General features: G+C 70.2%; 10 protein-coding genes. 3 read left to right on the top strand and 7 right to left on the bottom strand.

Features of this window, described 5'->3' with window-relative positions; all coding sequences use genetic code 11:
• Positions 1–78: 78 nt before the first annotated feature.
• The 3 genes from AC1HIL_RS01425 to AC1HIL_RS01415 form a co-directional block, all read right to left on the bottom strand.
• Positions 79–966: a DMT family transporter gene (locus AC1HIL_RS01425; protein ID WP_057594680.1), complete on the bottom strand. Its 888-nt coding sequence runs from the start codon at positions 964–966 to the stop codon at positions 79–81.
• A gap of 62 nt (positions 967–1,028) precedes the next feature.
• Positions 1,029–4,124: an excinuclease ABC subunit UvrA gene (gene uvrA / locus AC1HIL_RS01420; protein WP_479670983.1), complete on the bottom strand. Its 3,096-nt coding sequence runs from the start codon at positions 4,122–4,124 to the stop codon at positions 1,029–1,031.
• Between the two features lie 47 nt (positions 4,125–4,171).
• Entirely contained in the window at positions 4,172–5,539 is a 1,368-nt protein-coding gene (locus AC1HIL_RS01415; RefSeq protein WP_479670982.1) for a chloride channel protein, read from the bottom strand.
• Positions 5,540–5,677: 138 nt separating this feature from the next.
• Between AC1HIL_RS01415 and ssb the strand changes: the two genes are divergently transcribed.
• Complete coding sequence (gene ssb / locus AC1HIL_RS01410; protein WP_057594677.1) at positions 5,678–6,211, top strand: single-stranded DNA-binding protein; 534 nt, start codon at positions 5,678–5,680, stop codon at positions 6,209–6,211.
• Between the two features lie 75 nt (positions 6,212–6,286).
• Here ssb and AC1HIL_RS01405 read toward each other — a convergent pair whose 3' ends face one another.
• Positions 6,287–8,203, bottom strand: a complete 1,917-nt coding sequence (locus AC1HIL_RS01405) for a sialate O-acetylesterase (RefSeq protein WP_479670981.1) — start codon at positions 8,201–8,203, stop codon at positions 6,287–6,289.
• Between the two features lie 750 nt (positions 8,204–8,953).
• Between AC1HIL_RS01405 and AC1HIL_RS01400 the strand changes: the two genes are divergently transcribed.
• A complete protein-coding gene (locus tag AC1HIL_RS01400; protein ID WP_261212399.1) occupies positions 8,954–10,012 on the top strand; it encodes a ThuA domain-containing protein in 1,059 nt (352 codons plus the stop codon).
• Positions 10,013–10,130: 118 nt separating this feature from the next.
• Positions 10,131–12,347 (top strand): outer membrane protein assembly factor BamB family protein, encoded by a 2,217-nt coding sequence (locus AC1HIL_RS01395; protein ID WP_479670980.1) that lies wholly within the window; start codon positions 10,131–10,133, stop codon positions 12,345–12,347.
• A gap of 85 nt (positions 12,348–12,432) precedes the next feature.
• Here the strand turns inward: AC1HIL_RS01395 and AC1HIL_RS01390 are convergent, their stop codons facing one another.
• From AC1HIL_RS01390 to AC1HIL_RS01380, 3 genes are read right to left on the bottom strand one after another with little or no spacing between them, the layout of a single operon-like run.
• Positions 12,433–13,875, bottom strand: a complete 1,443-nt coding sequence (locus AC1HIL_RS01390) for an ELWxxDGT repeat protein (RefSeq protein ID WP_479670979.1) — start codon at positions 13,873–13,875, stop codon at positions 12,433–12,435.
• Positions 13,875–15,155 carry a TRAP transporter large permease gene (locus AC1HIL_RS01385; RefSeq protein WP_261212403.1) on the bottom strand — a complete coding sequence of 427 codons (1,281 nt, stop codon included), beginning with the start codon at positions 15,153–15,155 and terminating at the stop codon, positions 13,875–13,877. Before AC1HIL_RS01385 ends, AC1HIL_RS01390 begins: the two co-directional genes overlap by 1 nt.
• Positions 15,152–15,706 (bottom strand): TRAP transporter small permease, encoded by a 555-nt coding sequence (locus AC1HIL_RS01380; RefSeq protein WP_261212404.1) that lies wholly within the window; start codon positions 15,704–15,706, stop codon positions 15,152–15,154. The genes AC1HIL_RS01385 and AC1HIL_RS01380 overlap by 4 nt, the downstream gene beginning before the upstream one ends.
• Between the last annotated feature and the right edge of the window lies 1 nt (position 15,707).

Below are 15,707 nucleotides of genomic sequence, written 5' to 3'. Positions count from 1 at the left end.
TTTGATGCCTGGACGTACTGTCTCGCATCGACTGCACCGGGTCCATGACCTCGCGGGTCATGCGCGCGCGGCGATCGCTCAGGTCCGCGCGGCGCGCGAGGGCCACAGCACCGAGGCGATCGCCACCATCATCAGCGCCACCGCCACCCAGTCCTGCCAGTGCACCGCCTCGCCGAGCCACACGGCGCCGCTGAACACGCCGAGCACCGGGATGAACATCACGCTGAGCGTGGAGGCCACGGGCGGCAGCCCGCGCGCGAGATAGAACCACGCCGCGTGCGCGAAGCCGAAGATCAGCACCGCGTTGTAGAGGATCGAACCCCAGGTCACGCTGCCGGGCCAGCGCCACTGGTCGCGTTCGAACAGCGCCGACAGCACCGTCATCACCACCGCGGTGAGCGCCGTCATCCAGAACGAGAGCGTGAGCGTCGGCAGCCCGATGCGCGTGTGGCGCAGCAACTGCGTGCCCAGCGCCCAGGTGGCGGCCGCCACCAGCGCGAGCGCGACGTAGCCGGGCCGGCCCGCGAAGTCGGTGAGCTCGTGCCACAGCAGCAGGCCCACGCCGATCGCGCAGGCGCCCACGCCGGTCCAGGCACGGCGCGAGAGCGCGGCCGAGAACAGCAGCGCGCCGATCACCGCCGAGAACACCGGCATGGTGTAGCCGAGGATGGCCGCGCGCCCGCCCGACAGCGCCTTCACCGCGAGGATGATGCAGGCGTGCCAGACGAACATGTTGGTGGCGCCCAGCCACAGCAGCTCGGGCCAGGCGGTGCGCGGCACGCGGAACGGCACCTTCATCCACGCCAGCGCCAGGCCCAGCACCGGCAGCCCGAGCCAGATCGAGATCGCGCGGAAGGCCAGCGGCGGATAGTCCGCCACGCCGAGCTTCATCACCGGCCAGTTGAGGCCCCAGGCGAGGGTCAGCAGGACGAGGATGACGAACTGGCGCGGGGTGAAGGAAGGCATGGGGCGCGATTGTGGCGCGCCACGGCGCTTCGTGCAGGCGGAGGGGCCCGCGCGTCCCGCCTTCAGGCCGGCAGCAGCCGCTTGAGGTAATGCCCCGTATGGCTCGCCTCGTTCGCCGCCAGATCCTCCGGCGTGCCCGCGCCCACCACCGTGCCGCCGCCGGCGCCGCCCTCGGGGCCCATGTCGATCAGCCAGTCGGCGGTCTTGATGACGTCGAGGTTGTGCTCGATCACGACGATGGTGTTGCCCGCGTCGCGCAGCTGGTGCAGCACCTTGAGCAGCAGCTCGATGTCGGCGAAGTGCAGGCCGGTGGTCGGCTCGTCGAGGATGTAGAGCGTGCGCCCGGTGTCGCGCTTGCTGAGCTCGAGCGCGAGCTTCACGCGCTGCGCCTCGCCGCCCGACAGCGTGGTGGCCGACTGGCCGAGCTTGATGTAGCTGAGGCCCACGTCGAGCAGGGTGCGCAGCTTGCGCTCGATGGTCGGCACGGCCTTCAGGAACTCGTGCGCGACCTCGACCGTCATGTCGAGGATCTGCGCGATGTTGCGGCCCTTGTACTGGACCTCGAGCGTCTCGCGGTTGTAGCGCTGGCCGTGGCAGACCTCGCAGGGCACGTAGACGTCGGGCAGGAAGTGCATCTCGACCTTCACCACGCCGTCGCCCTGGCAGGCCTCGCAGCGTCCGCCCGCCACGTTGAAGCTGAAGCGGCCCGGCCCGTAGCCGCGCTCGCGCGCGGTGTTGGTCTCGGCCATCAGCTCGCGGATCGGCGTGAACAGACCCGTGTAGGTGGCCGGGTTGCTGCGCGGCGTGCGGCCGATCGGGCTCTGGTCGACGTTGATGACCTTGTCGAAGTACTCGATGCCTTCGACCGCCTCGTGCGGCGCGGGCTCCTCGTGGGCGCGGTAGAGGGTGCGCGCGACCGCGCTGTAGAGCGTGTCGTTGACCAGCGTGGACTTGCCCGAGCCCGAGACGCCGGTGACGCAGGTCAGCAGGCCGACCGGGAAGGCCACGCTCACGTTCTTGAGGTTGTTGCCGCTGGCGCCGACCACGCGGATCTCCTGCAGCGCGGTCTGCGAGGCGAGGTGCGCGGCCTCGCGCGCGGCGCGGCGCTCGGCCGCGGGGCTCTGCGGAAAGCGCGAGGCCTTGCGCGGCTCGGCGGGCACTTCCTTCTTCACCACCGGCAGCCAGGGCGTGCGGCGCTTCGGCACCTCGATCTTCTTCGCGCCCGAGAGGTACTGGCCGGTCAGCGATTCGGGGTTGGCCGCCACCTGCGCGAAGCTGCCCTGCGCCATCACGCGGCCGCCGTGCACGCCGGCGCCCGGGCCCATGTCGATCACGTGGTCGGCGGCGTGGATCATGTCCTCGTCGTGCTCGACCACGATCACGCTGTTGCCGATGTCGCGCAGATGCTTGAGCGTGCCGATCAGGCGGTCGTTGTCGCGCTGGTGCAGGCCGATGCTGGGCTCGTCGAGCACGTACATCACGCCGGTCAGGCCCGAGCCGATCTGCGAGGCGAGGCGGATGCGCTGCGCCTCGCCGCCCGACAGCGTCTCGGCGCTGCGGTCCAGGCTCAGGTAGTTGAGGCCCACGTCGTTGAGGAACTTGAGGCGCAGGCCGATCTCGCGCACCACCTTGTCGGCGATCTCGGCCTTGGCGCCGCGCAGCTGCAGGCGCTGGAACCAAGAGAGGCTGTCGCGCAGGGTGAGGCGGCTCAGTTCGAAGATCGCCATGCGCGGCGGCTCGCCGCCATCGGCCGGGCGTGCCGACTCGTCGACCAGGAATACATTGCGCGCCTCGCGCCGCAGCCGCGAGCCGCCGCATTCGGGGCAGGGCTGGAAGCTGCGGTAGCGCGCGAGGTCCTCGCGCACCATCACCGAGTCGGTCTCGCGGTAGCGCCGCGCCATGTTCGGGATGATCCCCTCGAAGGGATGCTTCTTCGTGAGCTTCTTGCCCGCGAAGTTGCCCGACTCCATGGTGTAGTTGAACTTGATCTCCTCGCCCGCCGAGCCGTGCAGCAGCACCTGCTGCACCGAGGCCGGCAGCGATTCGAAGGGCGCGTCGACGTCGAACTTGTAGTGCTTCGCGACGCTCTCGATCATGCTGAAGTAGTAGCCGTTGCGGCGGTCCCAGCCCTTGATCGCGCCGCTGGCCAGCGACAGCGAGGGGAAGGCCACCACGCGCGCCGCGTCGAACACCTCGCTGTGGCCCAGGCCGTCGCAGCTCGGGCAGGCGCCCACGGGCGAGTTGAACGAGAACAGCCGCGGCTCGAGCTCGGCCAGCGAGTAGTGGCAGATCGGGCAGGAGAACTTGGCGTTGAACAGGTGCTCGCGGTCGGGCTGGCCCTCGGCGCCGAGCTCGAGCACCAGCGCGCGGCCCTCGGCCAGGCGCAGCGCGGCCTCGAAGCTCTCGGCCAGGCGCTGCTGCATGTCGGGGCGCGCGCGCAGCCGGTCGATCACCACGTCGATGTCGTGCTTCTCGGTCTTCTTGAGCTTGGGCAGGTCGTTGTATTCGTAGGTCTGGCCGTCGACGCGAAAGCGGATGTAGCCCGCGGCCTGCATCTCGGCGAACAGCTCGACGAACTCGCCCTTCTTCTCGCGCGCCACCGGCGCGAGGATCATCAATCGCGGCTCCTCGCCCAGGCCCAGGGTCGCGTCGACCATCTGCGAGACGGTCTGCGCCTGCAGCGGCAGGTGGTGGTCGGGGCAGAAGGGCGTGCCCGCGCGCGCATAGAGCAGGCGCAGGTAGTCGTGGATCTCGGTCACCGTGCCCACGGTGGAGCGCGGGTTGTGGCTGGTGGCCTTCTGCTCGATGCTGATCGCGGGCGACAGGCCCTCGATCACGTCGACGTCGGGCTTGTCCATCAGCTGCAGGAACTGCCGCGCATAGGCCGACAGGCTCTCGACGTAGCGCCGCTGGCCCTCGGCATAGAGCGTGTCGAAGGCCAGGCTCGACTTGCCCGAGCCCGACAGGCCGGTGATCACCACCAGCTTGTTGCGCGGGATGTCGAGGTCGACGTTCTTGAGGTTGTGGGTGCGCGCGCCGCGGATGCTGATGCGCTGCTGGGCCAGCACGGCGCCCAGGTAGGCTTCGCGTTGGGCGTCGCGCTCGCTTTCGCGTTCGGCTTCTGCGTTCGCAGTGTCTTCGGTGGCTTTTGAATTCAAGGGGCGATCGTCCGAGGGCAACCGGACATGATAGACCGCCGGGGAATTCATTGCGAGCGGGGCGGTTCCTCGCGCGGGACGGGCTCCTGCGGCTGCGCCGCGAGCCGCCCGGTGGCCACGCCCACCATGTGCTCGGCCAGCGTCTCGTACAGCGGCCGGCTGATCATGCGCGAGACCAGGCTCGCGAGCATGGCCGAGGCCATCAGGCTCAGCACCATGGCGTGTCCGTCGACCATCTCCATCACGATGATGAAGGCCGTCAGCGGGGCCTGCGTCACCGCGGCCAGGAAGCCCGCCATGCCGAGCGCGATCAGTGCCGGCCCGAACTCGGGGCTCGCGAGCCGGGCGATGGCATCGCCGATGCCGGCGCCGATCGACAGCGAGGGCGCGAAGATGCCGCCTGGCGCGCCGCTCCAGGCCGTGAGCCAGGTGGCGACGAACTTCAGCAGCGTGTAGAGCGGCGAGAGCGGGGCCTCGCCATGCAGCATCTGCTTGACCGCCTCCGAGCCCGCGCCGTAGGTGACGCCGCCCGTGGCCAGCCCGATCACGGCCACGGCCAGCCCGCAAGCCGCCGCGAAGCGCACCGGGTAGCGCCGGCGCCAGTGGTTCAGGCGCTGCGGCGCGCCGGTCAGCGAGGCGATCAGCAGGCGCGCGAACAGCCCGCCCGCCACGCCGCTGAGCAGCGCCACGGCCAGGCCCGGGCCGAGCAGGCTCCAGTCCAGGTGCGGCACGCGGATCACGCCGAAATAGCTGAGGTTGCCGAAGGCCGACACCGCCACCAGGCCCGCGAGCACGATGCCGGTGATGATCACGCCGCTGGCGCGCGCCTCGAGCCGGCCCGACAGCTCCTCGATGGCGAACACCACGCCCGCGAGCGGCGCGTTGAACGCGGCCGCGATGCCGGCCGCGCCGCCGGCCACCAGCAGCGCGCGCATGTCGATCGTGCTGCCGGGCGACAGCCAGCGCTTCGCGTGCTGCATCACGCCGGCCGCCACCTGCACCGAAGGCCCTTCGCGCCCCACCGACAGGCCGGCCGCGAAGCCCGCGGCGCCGAGCCCGATCTTGGCCAGCGTCAGCCGCAGCGAGGCGAACAGGCCACGCCGCTCCGAGGGCAACTCGGGGTCGAGCGCGGCCTTGATCTGCGGGATGCCCGAACCCGCCGCGCCCGGGAACCAGCGCCGCGTGGCCCAGACGATGGCGGCGGTGAGCGCCGGCGTCCACAGCAACACGGCCCAGGGATGGCGGTGGAACAGGCCCTCGAACAGCGCGAAGGCCCATTCGGCCGCGTGCGTGAAGCCGACCACGAACAGGCCCGCGAGCACCGCGTAGCCGAGCACGATGGCGCGGTCGATCCACAGGCGCCAGCCCGAAAACTCGGCGCGCAGGTTCTGCAGGAAGTCGGGCTCGTGATTCATCGGTCCAGCCCGCCATTCTGCCGCGCGGTAGCGGGATGCCTTGCCAGCGGAGGCCGCGTCGCGCGGTCCATCGGGCACAATGCGTGTCCTTCTTTTTCCTTCAAACCTCCTCTTACTCATTCATCAGGGGCAGCGCACATGGCATCGGTCAACAAAGTCATCCTCGTCGGCAACCTCGGCCGCGATCCCGAAACCCGTACCTTCCCGAGCGGCGACCAGGTCTGCAACGCGACCCTCGCGACCACCGACAAGTGGAAGGACAAGCAAAGCGGCGAGATGCGCGAAGCCACCGAGTGGCACCGTCTCGTGTTCAACGGCCGCCTGGCCGAAATCGCCGCTCAGTACCTGCGCAAGGGCTCGCAGATCTACGTCGAAGGCCAGATCCGCACGCGCAAGTACACCGACAAGGACGGCGTCGAGAAGTACGCGACCGACATTCGCGTCGACCAGATGCAGATGCTCGGCAGCCGCCAGGGCCAGGGCGCCCCGGCGGGCGGCGGCTACGACGACGGCGGCTACTCGCAAGGTGGTGGTGGCGGCGGTGGCGGCTACGCCCCCGCGCCGGCGCGCGCGCCGGCCGCCGCGCCACGCGCACCGGCGCCCGCGCCGCGCCAGGCACCGGCCAAGTCCTCGTCGGGCTTCGACGACATGGACGACGACATTCCGTTCTGATCCGACGGGACTTCCTTTGCAAGCAAGGGCCGGCTCTCCAGAGAGCCGGCCTTTTTTCTTGCCGCGCGCCGCGGCTCAGGGCCGGCGTTCCTTTGCGTGGACATCGCCGATGGTGCCGGCGTCGAGGGCGCTGTCGTAGATGCGCACGTTGTCGAGGAATCCGTTGTTCAAGCCATTGCCGCCCATGAAGGCGCCGATCGTGAAGAAGCTGGCCTGGTCGCGCAGGGCCGGGACCCCGGCCCTCTCCGAGACTTTCACGCCGTTCCTGTAGAGCTTCAGCACGCCACCGGATACCGCTGCGTCATAGGTGACCGCGAAGTGGTGCCATGTGTCGAGCTCGGGGGGGCCGGAGGGGTCCGCGACCAGTTCGAAGCCCTGGCCATGTCCTCCGGCGGACACGGGCTTGCCCTGCGGCAGGAAGAAGGTGTGCTGCCCGGCCGTTCGCCCCTGGTTGTCGCTCGACACGAGGTTCTGGGCGCCCGTGTAGGTGCCGAGCTTCACCCACACCGACTTGGTGTAGGCCGTGGCATTGATCGCCCGTGGCACCGTGACCCAGCCCGGCGCGCCGGTGTCCTGCGACAGCCGCATGACCTTGCCGCGCACGGCATCGTCCACGAAGCCGACCCCCTTGCCGGCGGCCGTGCCATTCATCGCGGTGCCCAGCGAACCGGTGTTTGCCAGGTCGCCGGCCTCGAAGGCGTATTCGAAAGCCGCCGGCGGCACGCGGACCGTCTGCGCCGGCAAGGTGGCGATGGCATCCAGCTGAGCCGCGGTGCCCAGGCCGGCCTGGCCCACGGCGGCGATGCGCACCGAATAGCTCGCGTCGGGTTTCAAGCCGCTCAGCATGATGGAGGTTGCCAGGCTGGTGGCGAATCCCGTGTCGGTCCAGGCGGCCTCGCCGGACAGGCGGTAGGCGATCCGGTAGCCCGTGATGGCGTTGCGGCCCGAGAGGGCCGGCGCAGTCCAGCGCAGCTCGATCCAGCTGGCTCCCGAGGTGGCGCTCAAGGCCGTCGGTGCCGAAGGCGGTGCGAAGGCCGTCGGTGCATTGGCCAGGGCATGGGGCAGTTGCGCGAAATAGCGCAGCCCGTGTTCCCGTTGGCCCGCCGCGCTGAAGTGAATCGGGTCGCCGGGAGGAGACGGCAAACCGGTGGACGAGGCCACGGCGGTGAATGGAACGCGCTGGGTCGTCTCGTCGATGGCCTGCATGATGTTCGCCTTGGCCGCCGTCGTTTCGCCGGCCGCGTTGAACGTCGTGTCGACCAGTCCCCAGCTGTCGGTGAACTTCCCCAGGATCATCGGTGCCGAAGCCGCCCCGGCGATGCGAGCCCGGAACCCGTAGATCGCCGCATCCAGCGCCGCCGCGTAGCGCGCCGGCTGCGAGCCCCAGAAGCGGACATCGTCCTCGCCCTGGTGCCAGAGGATGCCCGCGAACCTGTTGCTCGGATGCGTGGCCATGGCCGCATTGGCTCGTTCCACGGCTTGTTCGAACAGGTCGTTTCCGGGATTCCAGCGCTGTTGATAGAAGCCGGTGCCGCCGAAAGCCGAGGGCACCAGCAGGATGCCTCGCCCCTTGGGGAGGTCATTGAGATAGGCCCTGGAAAACTGCATGGCCAGACCCACCCCGTTGTCGCGCTGAGGATGGTCGAGCGGATCGATTGCGGGAATGACGAAATTGCGGTGATCGTTCCAGAAGCCCAATTGCAGGATGCGCGGGTCCGGTGCGTCCAGAACCGGATCGAAGTTCTTGTCCCAGCCGACCATGTTCGATTGGCCGGCGAGCAGGAATACGTCGAACCCGGTTTCGGCGGAAGTCTCCGGCACCGCCGGATCGGTCGTCGTGCCGCCTCCCGGCCCGGGCCCCCGGGTGTCGCCGCCATTGGGCGCCACGGCAACGGGCACGGGGACGAAGCGCGTGTTCGTATCGCCGCCTCCACATCCCGCGAGGACCAGGCACGCGGCCGCGCAGGCCAGAATATTTCGCAGTGATTTCACGATTTGCCTCCTTTTGCTACCGATCAATACGGCGGGCCGTTTTTTTGATTTTTTGAAAGATGCGGCCTTTGGAAGCCGGGAGTCTTTGGCGATCGGCTGACGGTCTTCTTACGCAATCGATTCAATTCCTGGAGGATTGAATTTCAAGAATCCCGAATTGCCTGAGTGGGCGAAATGGCCGGCGGCTGATCAATCGGCCTCGCCGATGAATTCATTCCAGAAAGAAATCTCGCGTGCCGGCCCGCGGCCTCGAACGGGCGAACCGCGACACCGAGGAGGCGAGGCGGCCGCGGCCCGAGGTGCTCCCGCCCGCCGCCTCCCGGCGGAGGAGGGTAAGTCTTGAGAAAGGAATGAATTTCTATACTGGAAATATTTTCCAGTTCTGCTTGTGATTCCTCCCAGCGGGGCCTTCGGCCCCGACTCCCAGTCCTGGAGACGATCCGTGCCACTGCCTCGTCCGTTGTCCGTGTCCGATCTGCGGCGCGTGCCGAACGCGCCGTCCTGAGCGTTCGCCCGCGCCCCGCGCGTCCTTCGCGCCTGCTTCCGTCGTCGCAACCGCAGCTTCCTTCGCTCGCCGAGGGAGGGCGGCCTGCCGCACCCGACCGAAGCAGGGCGTCGCTTTCCTTCCCGTCTGAGGCCGGCATTCCTTGGTGCTTCGTCGGCTGCTTCCCCGGCCATCGGAAGCAGTCGAGCCATCCCGGCAGGGCGCGCCCGCGCGGTCCCGGCCACGACTACAAGTAGGAGACTTCGTTGAAACCAGCTCATTCCCTGACCCTCGGCCTCGTGTCGAGCGCGGCGCTCGCCCTGGTCCTGACCGCCTGTGGCGGCGGCAGCGGCGGCGGTGGTGGCTTCGTGCCGATCGCGGTGGCGCCGCCACCGCCGCCGCCGGCCGCGGCGCCCGAGGAACCGGTGGACGACCGGCCCACCGATCCCGTGGCCGAGGCGCCCGACAACAGCTTCGACACCTACTACAACGTCTGCCGCGGCACCGACCCCAAGTGCTACAACGACTGGGGCGCCTTCGCCACCACGCCCGACCGCGTGCTGATCTACTCGCGCACCGCCGGGCCGCGCCACGCCAACCTCGGCACGCCGATGGGCCCGGGCCTCAACCCCGTCATGAATCCCGATAACGTGATGCAGGCGGGCCTGGTGCGCATGCTCAAGGACGCGGCCATCGCGGCCGACTGGACCGAGGACGTGGCCGTGCTCGGCAGCCGCATCAACAACTACAAGGCCGTGATCTTCGCGAGCTCGAACCGCGACACGCTGTGGAACGGCGCGGTCACGACCAGCAACGATGCCGCGCGCACCGCGCTGCGCAACTACATGCGCCGCGGCGGCGGCTTCGTCGGGCTGCACAACGCCTTCGGCGCCGAATACAACTGGCCCTACTACGAAGGCCTGCTGGGCAACGCCAACTTCTACAACCACGGGCCCAACCGCTCGGGCGACGTCGAGATCATTGCCGACGACCCCTCCACCGTGGACCTGCCCAGGCGCTTCACCTTCCAGGACGAGTGGTACAACCTCGCGCCCTTCCCGACCAACGTGAAATTCCTCGCCAAGGTCGACACCTCCACGCTCAAGCCGCTGACCTCGCCGCCGCATCCGGGCCATGCGGACTTCCATCCCGTGGCCTGGTGCCAGTACTACGACGGCGGCCGCGCCTGGCTCAGCACGCTGGGCCACAACGACCACTCGTTCAGCGCCAGCTCGACCGGACCCGGCGCCGACCAGTTCCAGAAGCTGGTGGTGCAGGGCGTGAAGTCGGCCATGGGCCTGACGCCCTTCTGCACCACGCCCTGAGCTGACCCGACCGGCCTCGCGGCCCGCACGGTGCCTTGGCGCCGTGCGCGCAGCCCTGCGCGCCGCGTTCCTCCTTCCCATCGCGGACAACCTTTTCTTCGGAGCGGAGATCTTCACCATGCGACTCACATCACTGGCAGCGACGCTGCTCGCCTGCGGCGCCATCGGCGCACCCCTGCTGCTGGCCGGCTGCGGCGGCGGCGACTCGGGCGGCGGCGCCTTCCCCTGGTTCTCGGCGCCCCCGCCGGCATCCAACCCGCCGGCCCCGCCGCCGGCACCGCCCGCGGCCGGTCCCTCGGCCGCCGCGCTCGCCGACTGCTGCACCGCGGGCGACCGCGACTTCCCCAAGGTGGGCGGCAACCTCGGCAACCAGAACTACTCGAGCCTCGCGAAGATCGACAAGGCGCGCGTCGGCCAGCTCGGCGGCGCCTGGCTCAACCGCATCGAGGGCGGCACCAACACCGGCAACAGCCAGAGCACCACGGTGGTGGTCGACGGCGTGATCTACATCGAGTCGGCGCTCGGCAACCTGATCGCGGTCGACGGCAAGACCGGCGTCACCAAGTGGAAATGGACCACGCCCTACGGCGCGATCACGCGCCGCGGCGCGGCGGTCGCGAAGGACCTGGGCCTGGTCTACACCGTGGCCACGGGCAACCGGCTGGTGGCGCTCGACACGAACACCGGCAAGCCGGTCTGGATCAAGCAGTACCCGAGCAGCAGCACCGACGCCGACTACCAGGGTGCCGTGCAGAAGGTGGCGCTGGTCTATCACGACAAGCGCCTGTACGTGGGCACCAACGACGGCAACCGCGGCGCCGCCTTCTCGGCGGACGCGGCCACCGGCAAGGTGCTCTCCACCTTCTGGGGCGTGCCGCGCGTGGGCGAGCGCGGCTACGACACCTGGGGCGGCGCGCCCGAGTCGGACCGCACCGGCGCCACGCCGTGGATCCACCCGGCGGTCGATCCCGAGCTGGGGCTGGTGTACTGGACCTTCGGCAACGTGCGCGGCGGTTCGTCGCAGAACGGCTCCACGCGGCCGGGCCTGAACCTGTTCGCCAACTCGATCGTCGCGCTCGGCCTCAAGACCGGCGAGTACAAGTGGCACTTCCAGTCGGTGCACCACGACATCTGGGACATGGACAACGTGATGTCGCCCGTGCTGGCCAACGTGAGGATCGCGGGCCAGGAGCGCAAGGTCGTGATCTACGGCAGCAAGACCGGCATGTACTACATCCTCGATCGCAAGGACGGCAGCGCGCCGCTGGGCATCGACGAGATGCCGGTCAAGCAGGATGCCCGCCAGGCGAGCTGGCCGACCCAGCCCTTCCCGCGCCAGGGTGCCTGGACCGAGACCTGCATCGTCGACCAGCCGCTGGGCACCGCGATCCCGGGCGACCCGAATCGCGCCGTGCCCAACTACCTCAAGGGCTGCCTCTACGACGCGCACTGGGACGTGCCGCTGCTGTCGATCCCGGGCCATGGCGGCGGCGCCAACTGGAACCACCAGTCCTTCAGCCCGCGCACCGGCCTGGTCTACACCGGCATGGGCTACGTCTCGGCCGCGCACTCGCTGACCGAGTCGAGCAACGGCCTGCGCCCGCCGGGCACCTACATGACGGGCGCGGTGGTGGCGGTCGACCCGAGCACCAACCTGGTCAAGTGGAAGAAGCCCATGCCCTATTCGCTGGCGCACGGCAACGGCATCCTGAGCACCGCCGCCGACCTGCTGTTCATCGGCCAGCCCGACGGCAACCTGCTCGCGCTCGACGCGGGCGACGGCAGCGAGCTGTGGCGCTTCCAGACCGGCGCGGCCATCGCCGCGAGCCCGGTGGCCTACGAGGTCGACGGCGAGCAGTACATCGCGGTGTATGCGGGCGGCACCAGCATCCCCTACGGCGACTCGGCGCCGCGCGGCGACTACCTCTGGGCCTTCAAGGTCGGCGGCACGGTGGCGCCGGCGGCCACGCCGAAGCCGCCCGAGGTGCGCCGGCCGGTGTCGGGCCAGGCGGTGGAAGGCGCGGCGCTGCCCACGCCCAACACCGTGTTCCTCGCGCGCGTGCAGACCGCGGCCAACGCGCCCGGCACCAGCGAGAGCACCGCGGTCAACGCGATGACGCCGACCTGGATGCGCGTGCCCGCGAACACCACCGTGACCTTCACCAACCCCGCCGGCAACGCCAACCTGCACTGCGCCACGCAGTTCTTCGAGGGCCGCTTCGACTTCAAGCTCGCACCGGGCCAGTCGGCGCAGCACCGCTTCGACACGCCCGGCGAGTACTTCTACAACGACTGCCACAGCGCGCGACCGACCGGCAAGATCGTCGTGTACTGAGCCCGCGCGCGATGCAAGAAGGCCCCGGTGCGAACCGGGGCCTTTTTTCGTTGGCGCGGGAAAGGAGCCGGCGAGCCGGCGCGGCTCAGCGCAGCCGCTCGCGCAGCGGATCGCCGATCAATGTGGCGCGGCGCGCGCCGCCCTTCGTGCTGCGCGACCACAGGCGCTCGTTGCCGAGGCCGTCGTCGGCCACGAACAGCACCGCGCCGCCGAGCGCGACGAAGCCCAGCGGCATCGCATGGCGCGGTCCGGGCGCGACATCGGCCGCGAGGCGCGTGCCGGCCGCGCTGCCGTCGGTGGACCAGGGCTCCACGCCGTGCACGCCGTCGTTCGCCGAGAACCACAGCCGGCCGCCGGCCTGCGCGAAGCGCGCGGGCGAGCCGCTGCCGGCTCCCGGCCCCAGGTCCTTCACGAGCCGGGTGCCGGCCGCGCTGCCGTCGCTGGTCCAGAGCTCGGCGCCCGTCTCGCCGTCGGTGGCGGCGAAGTAGAGCCGGCCGCCGAAGGCCGCGAGCGGGCCGGGCACCGAACTCGCGGCGCCGGGGCGGATGTCCTTCACCAGTTGCGTGCCGGCCTCGGTGCCGTCGCTGCGCCAGAGCTCGATGCCGTGCGTGCCGTCCTCGGCCGCGAAGTAGAGCGTGGCGCCCACGGCCGTGAGATGCGCGGGCCGCGACGCGGCCTCGCCGGGGCGGATGTCCTTGACCATGCGCGTGCCGGCTTCGCTGCCGTCGCTGGTCCAGAGCTCGATGCCATGCCGGCCGTCGCTCGCGGTGAACCAGAGCCGCTCGCCGATCGCCACGAGGTTCTCGAGGTTGCCGTCCTCCGCGCCGGGCCGGATGTCCTTCACCAGCCGCGTGGTCTCGGGCGTGCCCTCGCTGACCCACAGCTCGTGCCCATGGGCGCGGCTGGTGGCGGTGAAGAACAGCCGCCGACCGGCCGGGGTGAGCTGGCGCACCACCGCGCCCGGCCCCGCGTCGACCGAGGACACGCGCCGCGTGCTGCGCGCATCGCCGCCGGTCTTCCAGAGCTGGAAGCCGTGGCGGCCGTCGTTGGCGACGAAGTACAGCGCATCGCGCCAGGCCGTCAGCTCGGCCGGCATGGCGTCGGCCTCGCCGGGGTTGAGGTCGGTCACGCGCTGCGTGCCGCGCGCGGTGCCGTCGCTGCGCCACAGCTCGAGGCCGTGCTCGCCGTCGGTGGCGGTGAAGTAGACGTGCGCGCCGAAGCGCGTCTGCCAGCTCGGGAAGGCGCCGCGAAAGCCGGGGCGGATGTCCTTCAGCAGCACGGTGCCGGCGGTGGTGCCGTCGCTGCTCCAGAGCTCCTGCCCGGTGGTCACGTGGAAGGCCGAGAACAGCACGCGCGGGCCCAGCCGCACCAGGCCGGTCGGCCCGACGAAGGCGCGCGGCTGCAGCTGTTCGGGCAGCACGTCGCGCGCCGGGTCCTGCGCCGATGCCGCCAGCGGAACGAAGAGCGCGAGCGCCGCGCACAGCGCGCGCAGCCGGCAGCGCGCGGGCCGAAGGGCGGGCGCGCGCATCAGCCGCCGAACCATCTGGCGGGCACCGTCACCAGCTGGGGGAACAGCACCATGAGGAACATGATCGCGAACTCCGCCGCCATGAAGGGCAGCACGCCGCGCGTGACCTCGTCCATGCGCATGCGGCCCACGCCCGCCACCACGTTGAGCACCACGCCCACCGGCGGCGTGATCAGCCCGATCGAGTTGTTGATGATGAACATCACGCCGAAATAGACCGGGTCGATGCCGGCCGCCGCCACCACCGGCATCAGCACCGGCGTGAGGATCAGGATGGTCGGCGTCATGTCCATCGCGGTGCCCACCGCCATCACCAGCAGCATGATCGCGATCATCAGCAAGATCTTGTTGCCCATGAAGGGCTCGAGCAGCGCGACCACCTTGGCGGGCAGGTCGGCCACCGTGATCAGCCAGGCGCTGACCATCGCGGCGGCGATCAGGAACATCACGACCGCGCTGGTCTTGGCGGCGCTCACGAAGATCTTGTAGAGATCGGGAAAGCGCAGCTCGCGGTAGATGACCGTGGCCACGAAGAGCGCGTAGACGGCGGCCACCACGGCCGCCTCGGTGGGCGTGAACACGCCCATGCGCAGGCCCACCAGGATGATCACCGGCAGCATCAGCGCCCAGCCGGCCTCGCGCGCGGCGCTGGCGATCTGGCGGCCGGACTGGCGCGGCGGCGGCTCGATCCTCTCGTGCCGCACCAGCCAGGCCCAGGTGATCCACAGCGCGCCGCCGATCAGCAGGCCGGGCACGATGGCCGCGAGGAAGAGCTTGGAGATCGAGACATTGGCCGCCACGCCGAAGATCACGAGCCCGATGCTCGGCGGGATCACCGGGCCGATGATGCCGGTGGCCGCGATCAGGCCGCCCGCGCGGGCGCGGTCGTGGCCGGCCGAGACCATCATCGGCAGCAGCAGCGCGGTCAGCGCCGCGGCGTCGGCCACGGCCGAGCCCGACAGCGCCGACAGCAGGCAGCCCGCCATGATCGTCACGTAGCCCAGGCCGCCGCGCACGTGGCCCACCAGCGCGAGCGCCAGCGCGACGATGCGGCGCGACAGGCCGCCCGCGTTCATGATCTCGCCCGCGAGCATGAAGAAGGGCACGGCCAGCAGCGGGAAGCTGTCGGCGCCGCCGATCAGGTTCTGCGCCAGGATCTGGGCATCGAACAGGTCGAGCTGCCACATCAGCGCCACGCCGCTGGCCAGCAGCGCGAAGGCGATCGGCATGCCCAGCGCCATGGCCAGCAGCAGCGATCCGAGGAAGACGGCGATCGTCATGCGCGGCGCTCCCGTTCGTGGTCGAGCACCTGCGCGAGCGCGGCGGCTTCTTCCGATTCCTGGATCGCCACCAGCTGGTCGTCGGCGAGCCGGCCCGTGACCAGGCGCAGCAGCTCGATCAGCAGCAGCGCCGCGGCCAGCACCGAGAACACCAGGCCCGAGGCGTAGACCACGGCCATCGAGGCGCCGGTGACCGGCGCCTCCACGTCCCAGTTGATCCGCGTCTGCGCCAGGCTGCCCTGGAACAGCAGCCACAGGATGTAGAGCATCAGCAGGTGGCTGGCGCCCAGGCACAGCTTGCGGCCCAGCGGCGGCAGCTTGCCGACCACCATGTCCACGCCGAGGTGGGCATGCTCGCGCAGCGCCACCAGCGCACCCAGGAAGGTGATCCAGATGAACAGCCAGCGCGAGACCTCCTCGGACACGGTGATGCCCGAGTTGAGGCCGTAGCGCAGCACCACGTTGCCGAACACCAGCACCACCATCGCGGCCAGGAAGGTCGCGATCAGCGCCTCCACCACGCGGCAGGCGCGATCGATCCATCGATTCATG

This window comes from Variovorax sp. ISS6 (assembly GCF_056523145.1).
This window is presented reverse-complemented; position numbering and strand designations above follow the sequence as displayed.